This is a genomic window from Pseudomonas ekonensis (assembly GCF_019145435.1).
GTDB lineage: Bacteria > Pseudomonadota > Gammaproteobacteria > Pseudomonadales > Pseudomonadaceae > Aquipseudomonas > Aquipseudomonas ekonensis.
In genome coordinates, this window is the sequence record NZ_JAHSTS010000001.1 from 2241282 (window position 1) to 2258750 (window position 17469).

Consider the following 17469-nt stretch of genomic DNA (forward strand, 5'->3'; position numbering starts at 1 on the left):
GCTTTCAGTCATCTGACGCGCGAAGCTGCAACCACCGAGTATTGGTACCGCCGCGACTGCAATCCACAGTCGAGCCTTCAAGCCGTGGCACCGGCTTTCGGCTCAGCGAACACTCGTTGGCATCGGTCAAAGTGCTGTTCCGGCGTTTCTCCGGGGATGGGTTCCCAGGCAATGTCAGCGGCGCATGGTGGCGACAGGCGCCGGCTCAGCATCAGTTCGCGCTGTTCCGGTGTCTGCCAGCCCCAGGTGTCGAGCAGATCCATCTGTTCTTCCAGCCATTCGCTGACCACGTGGGTTTCCGCCAGTGCGGCGGCTGCATCGACGTGGTACGTGAACAGCCAGCGCTTGAGGTTGTCGCGCAGGATGCTGCGGGCCTGTTCACCGGACTCGGGCGTTCTCAGCCACGGCGCCGGATTCGGCACCGGGTACTGCCCCGGCCGACCGTTATCCGCGCTTTTCCACTGATCCTCATCCCAATACAGCACGCTGCTGATCGGGCCGAGCAGCAGCGGCCATTCGGTGTCTTTCATGTTGCCCAGGCAGCGGGCAAGCACGCGGTTGTCCTGGAAGCGGAACAGGGAACGGTCGCCGTCTTCGTCGATGACCATGCGGGCGATCCAGTGTTGGGTCAGGCCGTCGAGGTCGGCCTTGTCCATGCTGCCGATCCAGCCCCAGTTGCGCTGCGGGTCGTCCAGGAGCAGGCGGAACGCTTCGTTGCCCGGGTTCTCCAGTTCGGTGAGCCACGGACTGATGGCGGCGAACTGGACGAACTCGGTGCGCCGGTAGAGCTGCACCGAGCGCTGCATGACGCCGGCGCTGTACAGCGAGGTGACCGGGTTCGGTTCGGCGAGGCTGTCCAGGGCCAGGATCAGGACGCGGTTGAGGCGCGATTGCTCGCCCAGCCAGTTGTTGAGTGCATCGCTCATGCCGTGGCTCCAATATCGCATTTGCCTTCGCGGCAGGCTTCACAGATCGGGCAGCGGGTGTCGCCGGCCTTGCGGGCGGCCTTGGCCAGGGCCATCTGCACGGCGGCGGGGACGAGCACGGCGCCGGCCTTGTCCCGGGCGGCGGCCCATGGGATGACGGGCGCCAGGATCGCAATCCCGCTCCCCACCCCCGGCGCGCCGCCGGTATTGGCCTTCACCTCGGCCCCGCTGATGGTCACCCCACCCGCATCCACCTTCACGAAGCTTCCGCCGGCCTTGGCCGTCAGCTCCATGCCGCCTTCGACCACGACCTTCTCGCCGGCGTGGTAGTGGATCTCGGTGCCGGCCTCGACGAACTGCCCGGTGCCGACCTTAAGGTGTTGGGTCACTGCGACGGTGAGGTGGTCGTCGGCGCGCATCTCGCTCTTGCGGTCCAGGTGGGTGATGCGGTGTTCTTCTGCCTTGAACTCGCTGTAGGCGTTGGCCTCGACCGTGTCGTGGCGTTCGTTGCCGATGCGGATCCGCTGGTCGTGCTCGATGTTCTCGTCCCAGTCGCGCTGGGCGTGCAGGTAGATCTGCTCGGCGCCCTTGCGGTCCTCGATGCGCAGCTCGTTGTAGCCCTTGCCGCCGGGGGAGCTCAAGGTCTTGAAGGTGCTGCGGGTCTTGTTCGCGGGCAGGTCGTAGGGGACGACGTTTTCCTTGTGGTACAGGCAGCCGGTGACCAGCGGCTGGTCGGGGTCGCCCTCAAGGAAAGTGACCAGCACCTCCATGCCCACGCGGGGGATGGCGATGCCGCCGTAGGCCGCGCCGGCCCAGCCGCTGGCCACGCGCAGCCAGCAGGTGGTCTTGTCGTCGGCCTGGCCGTCGCGGTCCCAGTGGAACTGCACCTTGATGCGCCCGTACGGGTCGCAGTGGATCTCCTCGCCGGCGGGACCGGTGACGACGGCGGTCTGGCTGCCGAGCACGCGGGGTTTGGGGTGCTCGAGGGCCGGGCGGTAGTGGGCGTCCCACGGGGTGGCGAGGAAGGTGTTGCGGTAGCCCTGGTGGAAGTCGTCCTTGGCGTCGGTGACGTCGCTGGTGACGTTCTCGCCGAGGACCTGCGGCTGCTTGCCCTCGTGGATCACCTCCAGCAGCAGCCAGAGGTCGTTCCACTCGGCGCGCGGGTGCTCGGCCAGGGTGAGGAAGTGGCCGCAGGCCAGGGTCGGCTCGTCGCCCTTGCCCTCGGCCAGGGCGTAGTCGCTGCGGTGGCGTTCGAGGGCGCGGGTGGCCAGCTGCTTGCCGCGCTCGCGGGCGGTGAAGCGGCCGGGGTAGTCGTAGTCCTCAAGATCCGGCATGAACGCCGACTTGGCGGCGGCCTCGGGCAGGATCTTGGGCTTCTCGAAGTCGTAGTCGCGGCGGGCGACGCGGCTGGTGCGGGTCTCCAGGCGCAGGTTGAAGCGCTTGACGACCGGCTTGTCGGCGGCCATGCCGGAGTCCTGCTGGTAGCTCACCGGCTTGAGCTTGCGGAACACGGTCTGGTCGTCGCCGAACACCAGCTTGTGGCCGCCGGTGCTGTGCTGGAAGTGGAAGTGGATGCCTTCCTCCTCGCACAGGCGCTGGATGAAGTGCAGGTCGGACTCGTCGTACTGCACGCAGTAGTCGCGCTCGGGGTACTCGGCGCCGAGCTGGAAGCTGTAGGCGTCGGCGAGGATGCCGCGGTCCTCCAGCACCCGGGCGATGATCTTGGGCACGGTGAGCTGCTGGAAGATCTGCTGGTCGTGGTTGTGGCGCAGGTAGGCGAGCTGCGGCACCAGGCTCAGGCTGTAGCGGGTGAGGGTGCGGCCGGAGTCGCCTTGCTCGATGCGGTACACCAGGCCGTGGATCTTGCCCTCGCCGGTGGCGCCGAAGGTGAGGACGCCGGGCTTGTGCAGCAGCTCCTCGAGCGGGAGGTCGGGGCGGGCGCTGACCAGTTCGAGGTCGAAGCAAAAAGGTTGGTTGAGGGCTTCGCGGCCGGTGAAGCTGAGCACCTGGAAGTCCGCGTTGGCGCCTTCGAGGGTGAGGGTGATGTGCGTAGCGTTGGCGTCCAGCATGCCTTCAATTCCGTCCTTAGGATAAGCAGGGTACGGATGGTGCAGGATTCGCCGACCTCGTACAACCCGAAAGTGCTGCAGGCAATCCCTGTGCACGGTCTAGGGAAAACCCTGAGAGAGGCTGTTTCGCCCAATGGATCCGGGGGCTTCCTGAAGGGCTCACGCCGAACCGGACCAGTCCGGCCGTTTGTGGGTGGTCGGTCAGTTTCAGACTAAAGTCGCCTGTGGCACGTCAAAGCCATCTGCCATCATTGCCGCACACCCCTGCGTGTCCACTGCCTCCCGACGCTTCATTGCTTCGGGACGGGAGCTATTTTTCTGGCTAATTGCGCCGTCGCGCAAACGCTGTACTGTTGGAGCTTTTTCATGCGTCCCCCATTTCCCCTCATCACTGCCCGCCAGTCCTTCGGCTTCGGCGCCCTGGCGCTGTGCGCAGGTTTTTCCGCGCAGGCCCAGGCCGCCGGGTTCTTCGAAGACACCACGGCGAAGATCGAATCGCGCACGGTGTACTTCAACCGCGATTTCCGTGATGGGCACACCGCCAACGATCAGGGCGCGTCCAAGCGCGAAGAGTCGGCCCAGGGCTTCATCCTCAACCTGCAATCGGGCTACACCGAAGGCACCGTCGGCTTCGGCCTCGACGCGTTGGGCATGGTCGGCTTCGCGCTCGACTCCAGCCCCGACCGCAGCAACAGCGGCTTGCTGCCGTCCAGCGGCGAGAACCCGCGGGGTTCGAAGGATCAGTACGCGAAAATGGGCCTGACCGCCAAGGTGCGGGTCTCCGACACCGTGCTGAAGTACGGCGCGCTGCTGCCGGACCTGCCGCTGCTCAAGTACAACGACGGCCGCCTGCTGCCGACCATGTTCAACGGCGCCATGCTCACCTCCAAAGAGGTGAAGGACCTGACGTTCATGGCCGCCCGCCTGGACAAGTACACCGCCCGGGATTCCACCGACTCCCAGGACATCCGCGTGCACTGCAAGAACAAGCGCTACGCCTGCAACGTCACCGCCGATCATTTCGACATGTATGGCTTCGACTACAAGATCAACGACCGCCTGACCGCGCAGTACCACTACGCCGAGCTGGAAGACATCTACCGCCAGCACTTCGTCGGCCTGCTGGCCAACCAGCCGTTGGGTGACGGCGTACTGAAAGCCGATCTGCGCGTGCTCAAGAGCGCCGACAGCGGTGACGCGAAAGCCGGTTCCATCGATAACCGGGCGTTGAGCGGCATGCTGTCCTACGGCATCAGCGGCCACACCTTCAGCGCCGGCTGGCAGCGCATGAACGGCGACAATTCGATGCCGTACCTCGATGGCAGCAACCCGTACCTGGTCAACTACGTGCAGGTCAACGACTTCGCCGCCGCCCAGGAGCGTTCCTGGCAGCTGCGCTACGACTACGACTTCAAGGCCATCGGCATCAACGGCCTGAGCTTCCTGACCCGTTACGTCAACGGCGACCACATTAAGGTGCCGGGCAGCGATCAGGAAGGCAAAGAGTGGGAACGCGACAGCGAGCTCAAGTACGTGATCCAGACCGGCATGTTCAAGGATGTCAGCCTGCGTCTGCGCAATGCGACGTACCGCACCAACTACGAGAAGTTCGCCCGGGACGTGGACGAGACCCGGTTGATCGTGAGCTACAACTTTTCGGTGTTGTAAAACCGTTCAGGCCAATGACCATCGCGAGTTCGCTCGCGATGGTTTTTTATTGCCTGCGATCAGAGCCAATGCCAGAACCGGCTCCAGAACCCGCGATTCAAATCATCCTTGCACGCCGCGTATTGCTGGCCGTACATGTCCGAGCGGTTCTGCACCTTGCGCGCCACCGGCGGCAGCCAAGCCTTGCCGGCATAAGTCTTCTGGCGAAAACCGCCCCAGCCTTCGTGGTAATTGAGGTACTGGTTGTAGGCGTCGTACTTGTACACGCCGTTGACCGAGGTGGTCTTGTCCATGTACCAGCCGACGAAGTCGATGGCATCGTCGAAGTCTTCACGGTCGGCGCCATGGCGGCCGGTGCTTTTCTGGTAATCGGCCCAGACTTCATCCTTGGCCTGCGCATAACCCGACGCCGTCGTGACGCGGCCCCACGGGATCACCCACAACAGGTATTTGCGCGGGGTCTTGGCATCGTAGCGGTAGCCGGACTCCTGATACATGATCGCGAACGGCACCTGGATCGGCACGCCCCAACGTTTCTGCGTGACTTGGGCGGCGTCGTACCAATCGCTTTTCTCGCGGAAAATCTCGCAGAGGTTTTCCGGCGAGCGCGGCGGCGATGTTCCGCAACCGGTCAGCAGTGCCGCCAATACCAAAAGTCCAGCCGTGCGCCCCGAATTCAAAAGCCGTCATCCCGTCTTGAAAAAAAGGGCGCCAGTCTACGCGGTCAGGCCAACTGATGGCGATAAGGCAAATCTGGACCGGTCTTGCTGCACGTCAGGGCGGCCGCCTGTGCGGCAAACCTGAGCATGGCGTCGATCTGGTCGCGTTGCAGATGCCGTACGCCGTCCACCGAATCCAGTTCATGTTCGGTCAGCCAGGCGATCAACGCGGCCTGGAAGGTATCGCCTGCGCCGACGGTATCGGCGATCTGCACCGAACTGGCCGGCACCGACCATGAACCGTGGGCCCGGCTGAACACCGTCGCGCCTTCACCGCCTCGGGTGAGGAACACCGCTTGGCAACGGTGCGTGAGCCAGCCTTCGATCACCTGCTGCGGATCCTGCTCCGGATAGAGCAGGCGCAGATCCTCGTCGCTGACCTTGATCAGGTCGGCGTACCGCACCAGCGTCGCGATCCGCTCGCGCCACAGGTCGATGTTCGGCTCGGGATTGAGGCGCACGTTGGGGTCGAGGGTGATCAGGCGTTGGCCGCTTTCGCGCTGCACCAGGGCGAGCAGGGTGTCGGCCACCGGCTGCACCACCAGCGAGAACGAGCCCACGTGCAGGCCACGCACTTGCGGGCCGAGCGTCGGCAGGTGCGCCAGACTCAGCTGCCGATCCGCGCAGCCTTCGCCACGGAAGCTGTAATGCGGCGAACCATTGGCGCCCACCGCGACCATGGCCAGCGTGGTCGGTGCGGCGAAATCCACCAGATAATCCGGGCTTACGCCTTCGTCCTGCAGCACCTGCCGCAGACGCCTGCCGAGGTAGTCGGTGGACAGCCCGGCGAACAGCGCCGAGTCCACGCCGAGGCGGCGCAAGCCCACCGCCACATTGAACGGCGAGCCACCGGCAATCGCCTTGAAATTGACTTTCGATGCCTGTCCGCCGGCATCGTCTTCGCTGAAGAAATCGAACAGCGCTTCGCCACACACCAGGTACATAGTTGTTTGCTCTCTATAAGGTTGCGACATGCTGTCGATAGCGTTCATAGGCCTGTTGGAACGCCGCGACGTTGGCGGCGACCGGCAGGGTCTCACTGTTCAGGTCGAGCTTCACGCAGCGCTCGCACAGGTCGGCCAGGGTGTCTTCGAGGCCGCAGGACCAGGACTTGCACCACGCTGCCTGAATCGCCGCGCCCAGGGCGGCGGCTTCGCTTTGCCCGGTGCAGATCACTGGGGTGTTCATGATGTCGGCGACGATCTGTCGCCACACCGCACTTTTCGAGCCGCCGCCGATCAGGCAAATGCTGCGGCTTTGTAAACCATTCTGGCGCAGCAGATCCAGCCCGAAACGCAATCCGAAGGTGGTGCCTTCGACGGCGGCGCGGCACAGGTTGGCCGGCGTCAGGTTGTCCAGGGTCAGGCCGTGCAGGCTGCCGGTGGCATGGGGCAGGGGCGGCACGCGCTCGCCGTTGAAGAACGGCAGCAGGCTCACCCCGTCCGCGCCGATGGGGGCCTGGGCCACGAGGGCGTTGAACCGTTCGAGATCGAGGCCGAGCAGTTCGCGAATCGCGCCGGTGGCGTTGGTCAGGTTCATGGTGCAGATCAGCGGCAGCCAGCCGCCGCTGGAGGAGCAGAACGTGGCGACCGAGGCATCCGGGCTGACCTGCGGCTGGTCGGCGTAGGCGCAGACCGTGCCGGAGGAGCCGAGGCTCATGGTGATCGTTCCCGGCCGGATGTTGCCGGTGCCGATGGCGCCCATCATGTTGTCGCCGCCGCCGCTGGACACCTGCGCGTCGGGGTTGAGGCCCAACTGTTCGGCGATTGCCGGCAGGATCGTGCCGACCGGCTGGTGGGCGTCGATCAGTTCCGGCAGCGCTGCTTGCAGGCGACCGCTGGGGTCGATGTCGCGCAGCAGCTGCAGGTCCCATTGGCGGGTGCGCACGTTGAAGTAGCCGGTGCCGGACGCTTCGCCGTATTCGCTGCAGGCGCGGCCGGTGAGCCAGAAATTGAGGTAGTCGTGGGGCAGCAGGATCCGGGCGATGCGGGAGAACACCGCCGGATGCTGCTCGCAGGTCCACAGCAGTTTCGACACGGTGTAGCCCGGTGCGATGACGAGGCCCAGGCGCTCCAGCGAACCCTGCTCGCCGCCCAGGTGGGCGAGCAGGCGGTCGTTTTCCGCCGTGGTTTCGGTGTCGCACCACAGCTTGGCCGGGCGCAGCACTTGGCCGCCATCGTCCAGCAACACCAGACCGTGCTGCTGGCCGGAGACGCCGATGCCGAGGATCGCCTGGCCGTCCACGCCGGCCGCCTGCAACGCCTGGCGGGTGGCTTGGGCGAAGGCGTCCAGCCATTGGCCGGTGTCTTGCTCGCGGCGGCCGTTGGCGCCGCTGATCATTGTGTGGCCGGCGGAGCCCTGGCCCAGCACGGCGCCGCTGGCGGCATCGAGGATGAGGGCCTTGGTGCCCTGGGTGCCGCAGTCGATGCCGAGGAAAAGTTGCGGGTGGGTCACGGAAAGATCCTCAAGGTGTGGGAACCGTTGTCTTGATCATGCCCTGCGGTGCCCGGGCTGCCGCCATCGCTGGCAAGCCAGCTCCCACAGGGATTGGCGGGGCACTTGAGGGTGATGTGAGCGTTGCGGCCTGCGGTGCTTGGCCTGGCGATGACGTGAGCCGCGGCACCGCAAGACTCAACCCAACACCCGTTCCAGCGTCCGCGAAACCCCCACCTCCCGCAAGCTGTCGCAGCACCACTCGAAGGCCGCCACGAACTCAGGCGATTGGGTCACCGCCGTGCCGAAAATCTCCTCCACCCCCAGCAACCGCTGGCTGATCAGTCCGTCATCGGCCACCAGCGCCTGGCAGAACGCCGCTCGGGGATCGGGAATCGGGTAGGTCCGGCCTTGCTCGTCCACACCTTTGAGGTACATCGCCCAAGCCGCCACCACCAGCGCCGCCCGTTTGGTCTCTCGGCCGTCGGCGATCAAGCGGTTGAGGGTCGGCACGGTGAACTTGGGCAGCTTCGACGAGCCGTCCGAACACACCCGCTCCAGTTGGTCGGCAATCGCCCGGTTGGAGAACCGCGCCACCAGCGTGTCCTTGTACTCGCTCAGGTCGATGCCCGGCACCGGCGCCAGTTGCGGGGTGACGTCCAGGTCCATGTAGGCGCGCATGTAGCGCACGAACAGCGGATCGGCCATGGTCTCGTGCACGAAGCGATAGCCCTTGAGGAACCCCAGATAGGTCAGGGCCAGATGGCTGCCGTTGAGCAGTTTGATCTTCATCTCTTCGTAGGGGGTGACGTCGTCGGTGAACTGCACGCCGACCTGTTCCCAGGCCGGGCGGCCGTTGACGAACTTGTCCTCCAGCACCCATTGCACGAAGGGCTCGCAGACCACCGGCCAGGCGTCGTCCACCGCGTGCCTGTCGGCCAGTTGCAGGCGATGCGCGGTGCTGGTCATGGGGGTGATGCGGTCGACCATGGCGTTGGGAAAACTCACCTGAGCGGCGATCCAGTCGTGCAGCTCCGCGTCATGCAGTGCGGCATAGGCCAGGAGCGCCTTGCGGGTGACCGCGCCGTTGTGCGGCAGGTTATCGCAGGACATCACGGTGAACGCCGCCGTGCCCGCTGCGCGCCGCCGGGCCAGCGCCGCGCAGAGGAAGCCGAACACGGTCGTCGGCTGTTCGGGGTGCGCCAGGTCGTGCCGGATCGACGGCAGGTGTGCCATGAACTCGCCGGTGCTGTCGTCGATGCAGTAGCCGCCCTCGGTGATGGTCAGCGAGACGATGCGGATCTGCGGGTCGGCCAGTCGGGCGATCAGGGCTTGCGCGCCGTCTTCGGCCAGCAGCATGTCGCGGATCGCGCCGATGACGCGCACCTGCGTGTCGTCGCCGTCGCCGAGCTCGAACAGGGTGAACAGATAGTCCTGTTCCTTGAGGTCGTCGCGGGCGCGGCGGTCTTCGGTGCGCAGGCCGACGCCGCAGATGGCCCAGTCCAGCGCTTGTCCGGTGTTCATCAGCGCATCGGTGTAGTACGCCTGGTGGGCGCGGTGGAAGCCGCCGACGCCGATGTGGGCGATGCCCTGGCGCAGGTCGCCGAGGCCGTAGGCCGGCAGTTTCACTTCGGCGGCGAGGCGGTTGAGGTTCTGGCGGTTGAGTTTCATCGGATCGGTCTCGCAGTCAGGCGGCCGCGCGCAGGGCACGGGTAAGCGCCACGCCGTCGGCGTCGAACAGGTGGCAGTGGCTGGCGTTCAGGCGCAGGTTCAGGGTTTCGCCGTAACGGCTGGCCAGGTCGCCGCGCACCCGCAGGGTGAGGGGCTCGCCGGAGGCGGTGCGGACATGGCAGTAGGTGTCGCTGCCCAGGCGTTCGCTGACGTCGGCGGTGACGGTCAGGGTGCAGTCGCCGGGCTGGGCCAGTTCCAGGTGCTCGGGGCGGATGCCCAGGGTCACGGCGCTGCCCACGCTCAGGTTGGCGGCATTGAGCGGCAGGCTGATGCGGGTGCCGGCGTCCAGCGAGACCTCGCAGCCCTGCGCGTCGATGCGTGCCACCGTGCCCTTGAGGAAGCCCATCTTCGGCGTGCCGAGGAAGCCTGCGACGAAGAGGTTGACCGGATGGTGGTAGAGGTCCAGCGGCGAGCCGACCTGTTCGATCCTGCCGCCGTTGAGCACCACGACCTTGTCGGCCATGGTCATGGCTTCGACCTGGTCGTGGGTCACGTAGATCATTGTGGCCTTCAGGTCCTTGTGCAGGCGCAGCAGCTCCAGGCGCATCTGCACGCGCAGGGCGGCGTCGAGGTTGGACAACGGCTCGTCGAACAGGAAGATCTTCGGGTTGCGCACGATGGCCCGGCCGATGGCTACGCGCTGGCGCTGGCCGCCGGAGAGTTGCTTGGGCTTGCGCTCCAGCATCGGCCCCAGTTCGAGGATGCGCGCCGCCTCGGCGACTTTCTTCTCGACCTCGGCCTTCGGCACGCCGGCCAGGTCCAGGGCGAACGACATGTTCTTGCGCACGCTCATGTGCGGGTACAGGGCGTAGGTCTGGAACACCATCGCCAGATCGCGCTTGGCCGGGCTCACTTCGGTGATGTCGCGGCCGTCGAGTTCGAGGGTGCCGCCGCTGACTTCTTCGAGGCCGGCGATCAGCCGCAGCAGGGTGGACTTGCCGCAGCCCGACGGGCCGACGAACACCACGAACTCGCGGTCGTTCACTTCAAGGTCGATGCCCTTGATGATGGAAAAGCCTTCGAAGCCTTTTTGCAGATTCTTGATTTTCAGGTTGGCCATGAGGATGGGCCTCCGCTATGTCTTGGCTTTGGTGTTGAAGTGGGTAGGGGCCGGGTTCATTTCACGGCGCCGAACGACAGGCCGCGCACCAACTGTTTCTGGCTGATCCAGCCGAAGATCAGGATCGGCGCGCAGGCCAGGGTCGAGACCGCCGACAACTTGGCCCAGAACAGCCCTTCGGGGCTGGAGTAGGAGGCGATCAGCGCGGTCAGCGGCGCGGCTTTCGACGAGGTCAGGTTCAGCGACCAGAACGCTTCGTTCCAGCACAGGATCAGCGACAGCAGCACGGTGGAGGCCAGGCCGCCCTTGGCGATGGGCAGCAGCACGCGCAGCATTTCCTGGGGCAGGGTGGCGCCGTCCAGGCGGGCGGCTTCGAGGATGTCCCGGGGAATGTCCTTGAAGTAGGTGTAAACCATCCAGATCACGATCGGCAGGTTGATCAGGGTGTAGATGGCGATCAGCGCGATCCGCGTGTCGAGCAGGCCGAACTGCTTGGCCAGCAGGTAGACCGGCATCAGCACGCCCACCGGCGGCAGCATCTTGGTGGAGAGCATCCACAGCAGCGTGCCCTTGGTTCGTTGAGTCTCGTAGAACGCCATGGAGTACGCCGCCGGCACTGCGATCAGCAGGCACAGGGCGGTGGCGCTGAACGAGATCACCACTGAGTTCCAGGCGAAGCTGAAGTAGTCGCTGCGCTCGTTGATGTGCAGATAGTTCTCCAGCGTCGGGCTGAAGATGAACTGCGGCGGCGTGGCGAACGCGTCGATTTCGGTCTTGAAGCTGGTCAGCGCCATCCAGAGGATCGGGAAGAAGATCACGATGGCGATGGCCCAGGCCAGGGTGCCGAGCAGCAGGCTTTGCAGGCGGCGCGATTGTTGAAGGGTCATGGCAGGCCTCAGGCTTTGTCGGTCAGGTTTTTGCCGATCATCCGCACCAGGACGATCGCGGCGATGTTGGCGATGACCACGGCGATCAGGCCGCCCGCCGACGCCATGCCGACGTCGAACTGAACCAGCGCCTGGTTGTAGATCAGGTAGGCGAGGTTGGTCGAGGCGTAGCCGGGGCCGCCGTTGGTGGTGGTGAAGATCTCGGCGAACACCGACAGCAGGAAAATGGTCTCGATCATCACCACCACCGCGATCGGCCGTGCCAGGTGCGGCAGGGTCAGGTGCCAGAAGATCGCGACGGGGCCGGCGCCGTCCAGGCGGGCGGCTTCCTTCTGTTCCTGGTCCAGGGACTGCATGGCGGTCATCAGGATCAGGATCGCGAAGGGCAGCCATTGCCACGAGACAATGATGATGATCGACAGCAGCGGGTAATGGGCCAGCCAGTCCACCGGCTGCGCGCCGAACAGCTTCCAGAGGTAGGCGAGGATCCCGGACACCGGGTGGAAGATCAGGTTCTTCCAGATCAGCGCGCCGACCGTGGGCATGATGAAGAACGGCGAGATCAGCAGTACCCGCACCAGGCCCCGGCCGAAGAACTCGCTGGCCTCCAGCAGGGCGCTGATCAGCACGCCGAACACCACGCTGATCAGCAGCACGCTGCCCACCAGCAGCAGGGTGTTGGCGGCGCCCGGCATGAAGCCCGAATCGGTCAGGAAGTAGGTGAAGTTCTCCAGTCCCGTGAACTCGTTCTCACCGGGGTAGAGCAGGTTGTAGCGGATCATCGAAAAGTACAGGGTCATGCCCAGCGGCACGATCATCCACAGCAGCAACAGGGCCACCGAAGGGCTGACCAGATACCAGCCGGGATTGGCCACGCGGCTTTTGCGCCGGGGCTGCGACAGGTCGATGTGGGCTTTGGCAGTTGAAGTATTCATGGTGATCACAACCGTTTGGGTGCAGGTACATGTTCAGGAGAGAAAACCTTCCTGACATTGACGCGATCCCTGTGGGGGCTGCGGTGCGACGATTCGACTTGCCAGCGATAGCGATGCAACGGCCGGCAGCAATGTTGACTGTGCTGACGCCATCGCTGGCAAGCCAGCTCCCACAGGTTGAGTGGCGGGTTACTTCGGATAACCCGCGCGCTTCATTTCGCGTTCGGTGGTTTGCTGGGCGGCGGCCAGCGCCTGGTCAACCGTGCTCTGGCCGATCAGCGCCGCCGAGAACAGTTTGCCGACCTGGGTGCCCACGGCCTGGAACTCAGGGATGGTCACCAACTGGATGCCGATGTAAGGCACCGGTTTGAGGGTGGGCTTGCCGGGGTCGGCGGCCTTGAGCGACTCCAGCGTGACCTTGGCGAACGGCGCGGCGCTCATGTACGCGTCGCTGTAGGTTGAGGCACGGGTGCCCGGCGGCACATTGGCGATCCCGTCCTTCTCGGCGACCAGTGCGGCGTACTCCCTGGAGGTGGCCCAGGCGCTGAAGGCCTTGGCCGCGTCCTTGGCCTTGGAGCTGGTCGGGATCGCCAGCGCCCAGGAATACAGCCACGCCGAACCCTTGTCGGTGACCTGGTGCGGCGCAAAGGTGAAGCCGACATGGTCGGCGACCTTGCTCTGGGACTTGTCGGTGACGAACGAGCCGGCGACGCTGGCATCGACCCAGATCGCGCACTTGCCGCTGTTGAACAGCGCCAGGTTCTCGTTGAAGCCGTTGCTGGAGGCCCCCGGCGGACCGGACTTCTTCATGGTGTCGACGTAGAAGTTCAGCGCGTTCTTCCATTCCGGGCCGCTGAATTCGGGTTTCCACTGCTCATCGAACCAGCGCGCGCCGTAGGCGTTGGCGACGGTGGTGATCAACGCGATGTTCTCGCCCCAGCCGGCCTTGCCCCGCAGGCACAGGCCGTATTGTTCCTTGTCGGGGTGGTTGAGCTTGCCGGCGAACTCGGCGATCTGCTCCCAGGTCGGGCGCTCGGGCATGGTCAGGCCGGCGTCCTTGAACAGGTCGGTGCGGTAATAGGTCATCGAGCTTTCGGCGTAGAACGGCAAGGCGTACAGCGAACCCTTGACCGACAGCCCCTCGCGCACCGATGGGAACACATCGTCGAGGGCGTAGCTGGCCGGCAGGTCCTTCATCGGCTCCAGCCAGCCCTTGGCCCCCCAGAGTGCGGCTTCGTACATGCCGATGGTCAACACGTCGAACTGGCCGCCCTGGGTGGCGATGTCGGTGGTCAGGCGCTGGCGCAGCACGTTCTCTTCCAGCACCACCCAATTGAGCTTGATGTCCGGGTGCTCGGCCTCGAAGTCCTTCGACAGGCGCTGCATGCGGATCATGTCGCTGTTGTTGACGGTGGCGATGGTCAGGGTCTGGGCGCCGAGGCTGACGCCGCTCAGGGTCAGGCAGGTGAGGGCCAGCAGGGCTTTTGCGGTGGGTTGCATCGTGCACTCCTTTTCTGCGCCCGGCAGGCGGCAGAAGGACGGTTATTGTTTTTGTGTCTTCCGGGAGCAGGAAGAATGTGCACTGATTACAACGTTCCGGCGCCGGGCTGACAAATCATCCCTAGCACTCAGACCGATACTTTTTTGCACTGGCTGTTGAGGCCCGGATGGAACCGGTATTGAACCTGCGGGAATCAGCCCAGGTTCTGCTCGGTCAGGCGCTGCACCACCAGCCGCCGGTAGTGCGAAGGCGTCATGCCCTTGAGCTGCTGGAAGCGCCGGTTGAAGTTGGAGATGTTGTTGAAGCCCGACTCGAAGCACACCTCGGTCACCGGCTTGTCGCCGTCGGCCAGCAGTTCGCAGGACTTGCTGATCCGCAGCCGGTTGACGAACTCGATGAAGTTGCGCCCCGTGGCTTGCTTGAACACCCGGCTGAAGTAGGTGGGCTTGAGTCCCAGGTGGTCGGCGACTTCCTCCAGCGTCAGCTCCCGGGCGTAGTGGGCGAAGATGTAGTCCACCGCGCGGTTGGTGCGGTCGATGTTGTGCTCGTCCGCCAGTTGCGGGGTGGTGGCGCCGGACAGCAACTGGTAGTCGTCGCAGGTCGCCAGCAGCTCCATCAGGATGAAGAAATGGCCGAGGCGGGTGGTGCCGCGGGTGTCGGCGATCTTCTGCATCAGCGGCATGGCCTGGCGGATCGTGTGCGGGCAGCGGAACTCGATGCCGTACTGCGCCCGTTCCAGCAACGGCGTGAGGCTCTTGAGTTCGGCGAACACCTGAAAGCCGCTTTCGAACAGCTCGTCGGTGAAGTTGACCAGCATGTCGCGCTTCTCCACCACTTCGTCCTCGGCGACCTGGCTGATCCAGTTGTGCGGCAGGTTCGGACCCGTGAGGAACAGCGTCTGCGGGTGGAAATTGCCGATGTAGTCACCGATGAACACCTTGCCTGAACTGGCGACGATCAGGTGCAGCTCGTATTCCTTGTGAAAGTGCCAACGCACCAGCGGGCACGGGAAACCGTGCTGGCGGTAGATGATGGACAACCCGTTGTGGTCATCCATCAGCTCATAGGAAGGGTCGGTCACGCGGGCTGTTCGGGTCATGGCTGGACGCCTTTATGGTCGTTGCCCGCGGATCATGCCCCGTCAGGCGGCTGTTGCGCCAGCGCGCTCACGCTCACGCTGGCGCTCCAGGTGGTCTGCCTTGATCAGGTTCATCGTCCGGCAGTAGTCGACGATCCGGGTTTCTTCAATGAAATCGACATTAATGATGTTGCACTGCCAGGCCCAGTCGCTGGTGTCCGGGTCGAACCAGGCATTGAGCTCGTCGTGAATGTCCACCGGCCCGCCCAGCACGCTGTAGCTGGTGGCGGACAAGGACCAGGGGTGCCATTTGCCGGGTGGGGACTTCAGCACGTCGGTGATGTGCTGATGCAGTTCCTTAACGTTGGTGTCGCCGATTCCGCTCCACTTATGCTCGATCTGGTCGATGAAGACAGACCGGTCAATGTCCGGATGGCGGCGGACAGCGGCCAGTACGCGTTGTTTGTCGCTGAGGCGTTTCAGGATACCCAGGCTGAGGTTTGCGTTAGTTGCCGGAATTAACCGATGGCCCAATAACTGGATCATTGCACTGTTGAAGTATTTGTAGTTGAAGTTGTTGTCGTCGCCGTCACCATCGGTCTGATGGAAGTCCAGGATGATGAATTCATCCGGGTTTTCGTCCAGGAAGTTTTTGACGTCATTAATCAAGTCGCCGAGTCGGCGAGAGTTAGGGAAGTCATTGTGATGAATTCGAAACTGCTCCAGCCCTGACGCTTTGCTGTCGGTCTTCAGACGAATGTCCAGTACGCGCGAGCCATGGCACAGTTGGCGGTAGAACCTGTCGTGCTGGCACGCCAGCCAGTGGGCCGGCGGGCCGAAGAACGGGTAGGAGGCCCGCCAGTCGCTGCCGGCGTTGTGGGTGCCGGGCAGCGAAAGTTCAAAGAGCGACAAAGTGTCGATGCTTGGGGTATTCGCCATCCAGGCGTTGTTGGTGTAACGGGTGCTCATGGACGTGTTCCTGCAACTTGGAATGTGTTTGGGTCATACGCCGATTGGGTTGTCGGCGCTTGCAGGGATTTATAAGTTGGTTGGAAAGGCGTGCCAAATGCGCTGTTGATTCAAGTTGTTGGGTTATTGGTCGGCATGTAACTTGTTGCGGTTCTTTTCTTCGATCCACTGCGCCATGTATTGGGTGCTTTTCAAAGAATGATGGCGCAACATGCCGCCGATGAAGTTGTTTCTTCTCAGTGTCTGCAGGTTCTGGCGGCACTGGGCGATCTTCTCGATCAGCGCGGCCGCGTGCGTCGAGCGTCGGTAATGTTCCGCAAGCAACGTGTCACCCAAAGCTTGAGCGTTGCGCCAGCGTGACTCGTTTTCATACAACTGCACCGCCTGCGCGGCAAGGTCTTCGGCGGTGCAGGCGATGGCGCCGGGCCAGGGGTGTTCGCCGTGCATGGCCTCGGCCCCGATCGGGGTCGTCACGCTCGGCGTGCCGCAAAGCATCGCATCCACCAGTTTGCCCTTGATGCCGGCGCCGAAGCGCAGCGGTGCCAGGCAGACCCGGGCGGCGGACATGACCTGCAAGGCATCCTCGGCCCAATTCATGACATGAAAGCCCTGCGCGGCATTGTGCAGCGCGGTCGCTTTCGGCGGGGTGTAGGCCCCGTAGACATGCAACTGCGCGCTCGGCAGCCGGGCGCGGATGAGCGGCCAGAGCGTGTTTTTCATCCAGAGCACCGCATCCCAGTTCGGTGCGTGGCGAAAGTTGCCGATGCTCAGGAAGTGCGCCCGCTCCCCGAACGGTTTTGCCGGCCCGGCGGGGGCGTCCACCATCAACGGGCACCAGTGCAGCACCTCCCGCGGCAGGTGGAATTGTTCGACCAGCAACTCGATCTCGACCTCGGACACCATCAGGTTCAGATCGCAGCGGTACAGCGCGGCGATCTCGCGGCGGGCCAGGTCGGTATCGGCCATCCGTTCGAACTCCTCGCGCAGGGCCGGCGCGAACAGCCCGGTGAAATCGTTGGCGTCGTCGCTGGCCTTCAAACGCTCCTTGAGGCGCTGATGGCGGGCGTGACGCAGACTCTGCAGGTCCGAGGTCTCCAGCATCCGCAGAGCGTCCGGGCAGTGTTTTTCGACCCGCCAGCCGAACTGCTCTTCCATCATGAACTGGTCGAACAGGACGATGTCCGGCGCCAGTTCACGGACGAACGTGTCGAAACTTTCGCTGTTGAGTTCGATCGGCACCTCACGGATGCCCATGGCCGTGAGGTCAGCCTTGTGTTCGCCGGGGCCTGCAGGGCTGGCGAAGGTGATGTCCCAGCCTTCTTGGAGGAAGGTATCGAGGATCTGCATGACATGCCCGCTGGCCGCCGAGGAGCGGGGTTCGGGCCAGACATAGCCGATGACCAGGACGCGGAGAGGGCTTGGCTGATTCATGCGCGGGGTGTTCCTCGGGACGGCAGGGGCAAAAAAAGGCGCAATTAAACCACAGACGGCCC

General features: G+C 64.3%; 14 protein-coding genes. 1 reads left to right on the plus strand and 13 read right to left on the minus strand.

Going from position 1 to position 17469, the window contains the following annotated elements; genetic code table 11:
• Positions 1–77 precede the first annotated feature (77 nt).
• Together KVG96_RS09960 and KVG96_RS09965 are read right to left on the minus strand one after the other, a co-directional pair.
• The gene (locus tag KVG96_RS09960) at positions 78–926 is read right to left on the minus strand and encodes a DUF4123 domain-containing protein (RefSeq protein WP_217891872.1); all 849 of its coding nucleotides are present in this window, start codon (positions 924–926) and stop codon (positions 78–80) included.
• A complete protein-coding gene (locus tag KVG96_RS09965) occupies positions 923–2995 on the minus strand; it encodes a type VI secretion system Vgr family protein (protein ID WP_217891873.1) in 2073 nt (690 codons plus the stop codon). The genes KVG96_RS09960 and KVG96_RS09965 overlap by 4 nt, the downstream gene beginning before the upstream one ends.
• Positions 2996–3361: 366 nt before the next feature.
• Here KVG96_RS09965 and KVG96_RS09970 point away from each other — a divergent pair, with 366 nt between their 5' ends.
• Positions 3362–4663, plus strand: coding sequence for an OprD family porin (locus KVG96_RS09970; RefSeq protein ID WP_217891874.1), 1302 nt, complete (start codon positions 3362–3364; stop codon positions 4661–4663).
• A gap of 59 nt (positions 4664–4722) precedes the next feature.
• Here the strand turns inward: KVG96_RS09970 and KVG96_RS09975 are convergent, their stop codons facing one another.
• The 11 genes from KVG96_RS09975 to KVG96_RS10025 form a co-directional block, all read right to left on the minus strand.
• On the minus strand, positions 4723–5343 hold the full coding sequence (locus tag KVG96_RS09975) for a transglycosylase SLT domain-containing protein (protein ID WP_217891875.1): 621 nt from the start codon (positions 5341–5343) through the stop codon (positions 4723–4725).
• Between the two features lie 44 nt (positions 5344–5387).
• Positions 5388–6326 (minus strand): carbohydrate kinase family protein, encoded by a 939-nt coding sequence (locus KVG96_RS09980; RefSeq protein ID WP_217891876.1) that lies wholly within the window; start codon positions 6324–6326, stop codon positions 5388–5390.
• Positions 6327–6339: 13 nt separating this feature from the next.
• A complete protein-coding gene (gene xylB / locus KVG96_RS09985; protein ID WP_217891877.1) occupies positions 6340–7836 on the minus strand; it encodes a xylulokinase in 1497 nt (498 codons plus the stop codon).
• Positions 7837–8013: 177 nt separating this feature from the next.
• Entirely contained in the window at positions 8014–9486 is a 1473-nt protein-coding gene (locus KVG96_RS09990) for a mannitol dehydrogenase family protein (protein WP_217891878.1), read from the minus strand.
• A gap of 16 nt (positions 9487–9502) precedes the next feature.
• Positions 9503–10606, minus strand: coding sequence for an ABC transporter ATP-binding protein (locus KVG96_RS09995; RefSeq protein WP_217891879.1), 1104 nt, complete (start codon positions 10604–10606; stop codon positions 9503–9505).
• Positions 10607–10662: 56 nt separating this feature from the next.
• Complete coding sequence (locus KVG96_RS10000) at positions 10663–11493, minus strand: carbohydrate ABC transporter permease (RefSeq protein ID WP_217891880.1); 831 nt, start codon at positions 11491–11493, stop codon at positions 10663–10665.
• Between the two features lie 8 nt (positions 11494–11501).
• On the minus strand, positions 11502–12428 hold the full coding sequence (locus KVG96_RS10005) for a carbohydrate ABC transporter permease (protein ID WP_217891881.1): 927 nt from the start codon (positions 12426–12428) through the stop codon (positions 11502–11504).
• A gap of 189 nt (positions 12429–12617) precedes the next feature.
• Positions 12618–13928 carry an ABC transporter substrate-binding protein gene (locus KVG96_RS10010; protein WP_217891882.1) on the minus strand — a complete coding sequence of 437 codons (1311 nt, stop codon included), beginning with the start codon at positions 13926–13928 and terminating at the stop codon, positions 12618–12620.
• Positions 13929–14122: 194 nt separating this feature from the next.
• On the minus strand, positions 14123–15028 hold the full coding sequence (locus KVG96_RS10015; protein ID WP_217891883.1) for an AraC family transcriptional regulator: 906 nt from the start codon (positions 15026–15028) through the stop codon (positions 14123–14125).
• A gap of 42 nt (positions 15029–15070) precedes the next feature.
• Entirely contained in the window at positions 15071–15976 is a 906-nt protein-coding gene (locus KVG96_RS10020) for a phosphatidylinositol-specific phospholipase C domain-containing protein (RefSeq protein WP_217891884.1), read from the minus strand.
• A gap of 123 nt (positions 15977–16099) precedes the next feature.
• Positions 16100–17407 (minus strand): glycosyltransferase, encoded by a 1308-nt coding sequence (locus tag KVG96_RS10025; protein ID WP_217891885.1) that lies wholly within the window; start codon positions 17405–17407, stop codon positions 16100–16102.
• Positions 17408–17469 lie beyond the last annotated feature (62 nt).

Excerpts from the sequence above, each read along its gene's own strand:
- KVG96_RS09960 (WP_217891872.1), bottom strand. The coding sequence starts at position 926 with ATGAGCGATGCACTCAACAACTGGCTGGGCGAGCAATCGCGCCTCAAC.
- KVG96_RS09965 (WP_217891873.1), bottom strand. The coding sequence starts at position 2,995 with ATGCTGGACGCCAACGCTACGCACATCACCCTCACCCTCGAAGGCGCC.
- KVG96_RS09970 (WP_217891874.1), top strand. The coding sequence starts at position 3,362 with ATGCGTCCCCCATTTCCCCTCATCACTGCCCGCCAGTCCTTCGGCTTC.
- KVG96_RS09980 (WP_217891876.1), bottom strand. The coding sequence starts at position 6,326 with ATGTACCTGGTGTGTGGCGAAGCGCTGTTCGATTTCTTCAGCGAAGAC.
- KVG96_RS09990 (WP_217891878.1), bottom strand. The coding sequence starts at position 9,486 with ATGAAACTCAACCGCCAGAACCTCAACCGCCTCGCCGCCGAAGTGAAA.
- KVG96_RS09995 (WP_217891879.1), bottom strand. The coding sequence starts at position 10,606 with ATGGCCAACCTGAAAATCAAGAATCTGCAAAAAGGCTTCGAAGGCTTT.
- KVG96_RS10000 (WP_217891880.1), bottom strand. The coding sequence starts at position 11,493 with ATGACCCTTCAACAATCGCGCCGCCTGCAAAGCCTGCTGCTCGGCACC.
- KVG96_RS10005 (WP_217891881.1), bottom strand. The coding sequence starts at position 12,428 with ATGAATACTTCAACTGCCAAAGCCCACATCGACCTGTCGCAGCCCCGG.
- KVG96_RS10010 (WP_217891882.1), bottom strand. The coding sequence starts at position 13,928 with ATGCAACCCACCGCAAAAGCCCTGCTGGCCCTCACCTGCCTGACCCTG.
- KVG96_RS10015 (WP_217891883.1), bottom strand. The coding sequence starts at position 15,028 with ATGACCCGAACAGCCCGCGTGACCGACCCTTCCTATGAGCTGATGGAT.
- KVG96_RS10020 (WP_217891884.1), bottom strand. The coding sequence starts at position 15,976 with ATGAGCACCCGTTACACCAACAACGCCTGGATGGCGAATACCCCAAGC.
- KVG96_RS10025 (WP_217891885.1), bottom strand. The coding sequence starts at position 17,407 with ATGAATCAGCCAAGCCCTCTCCGCGTCCTGGTCATCGGCTATGTCTGG.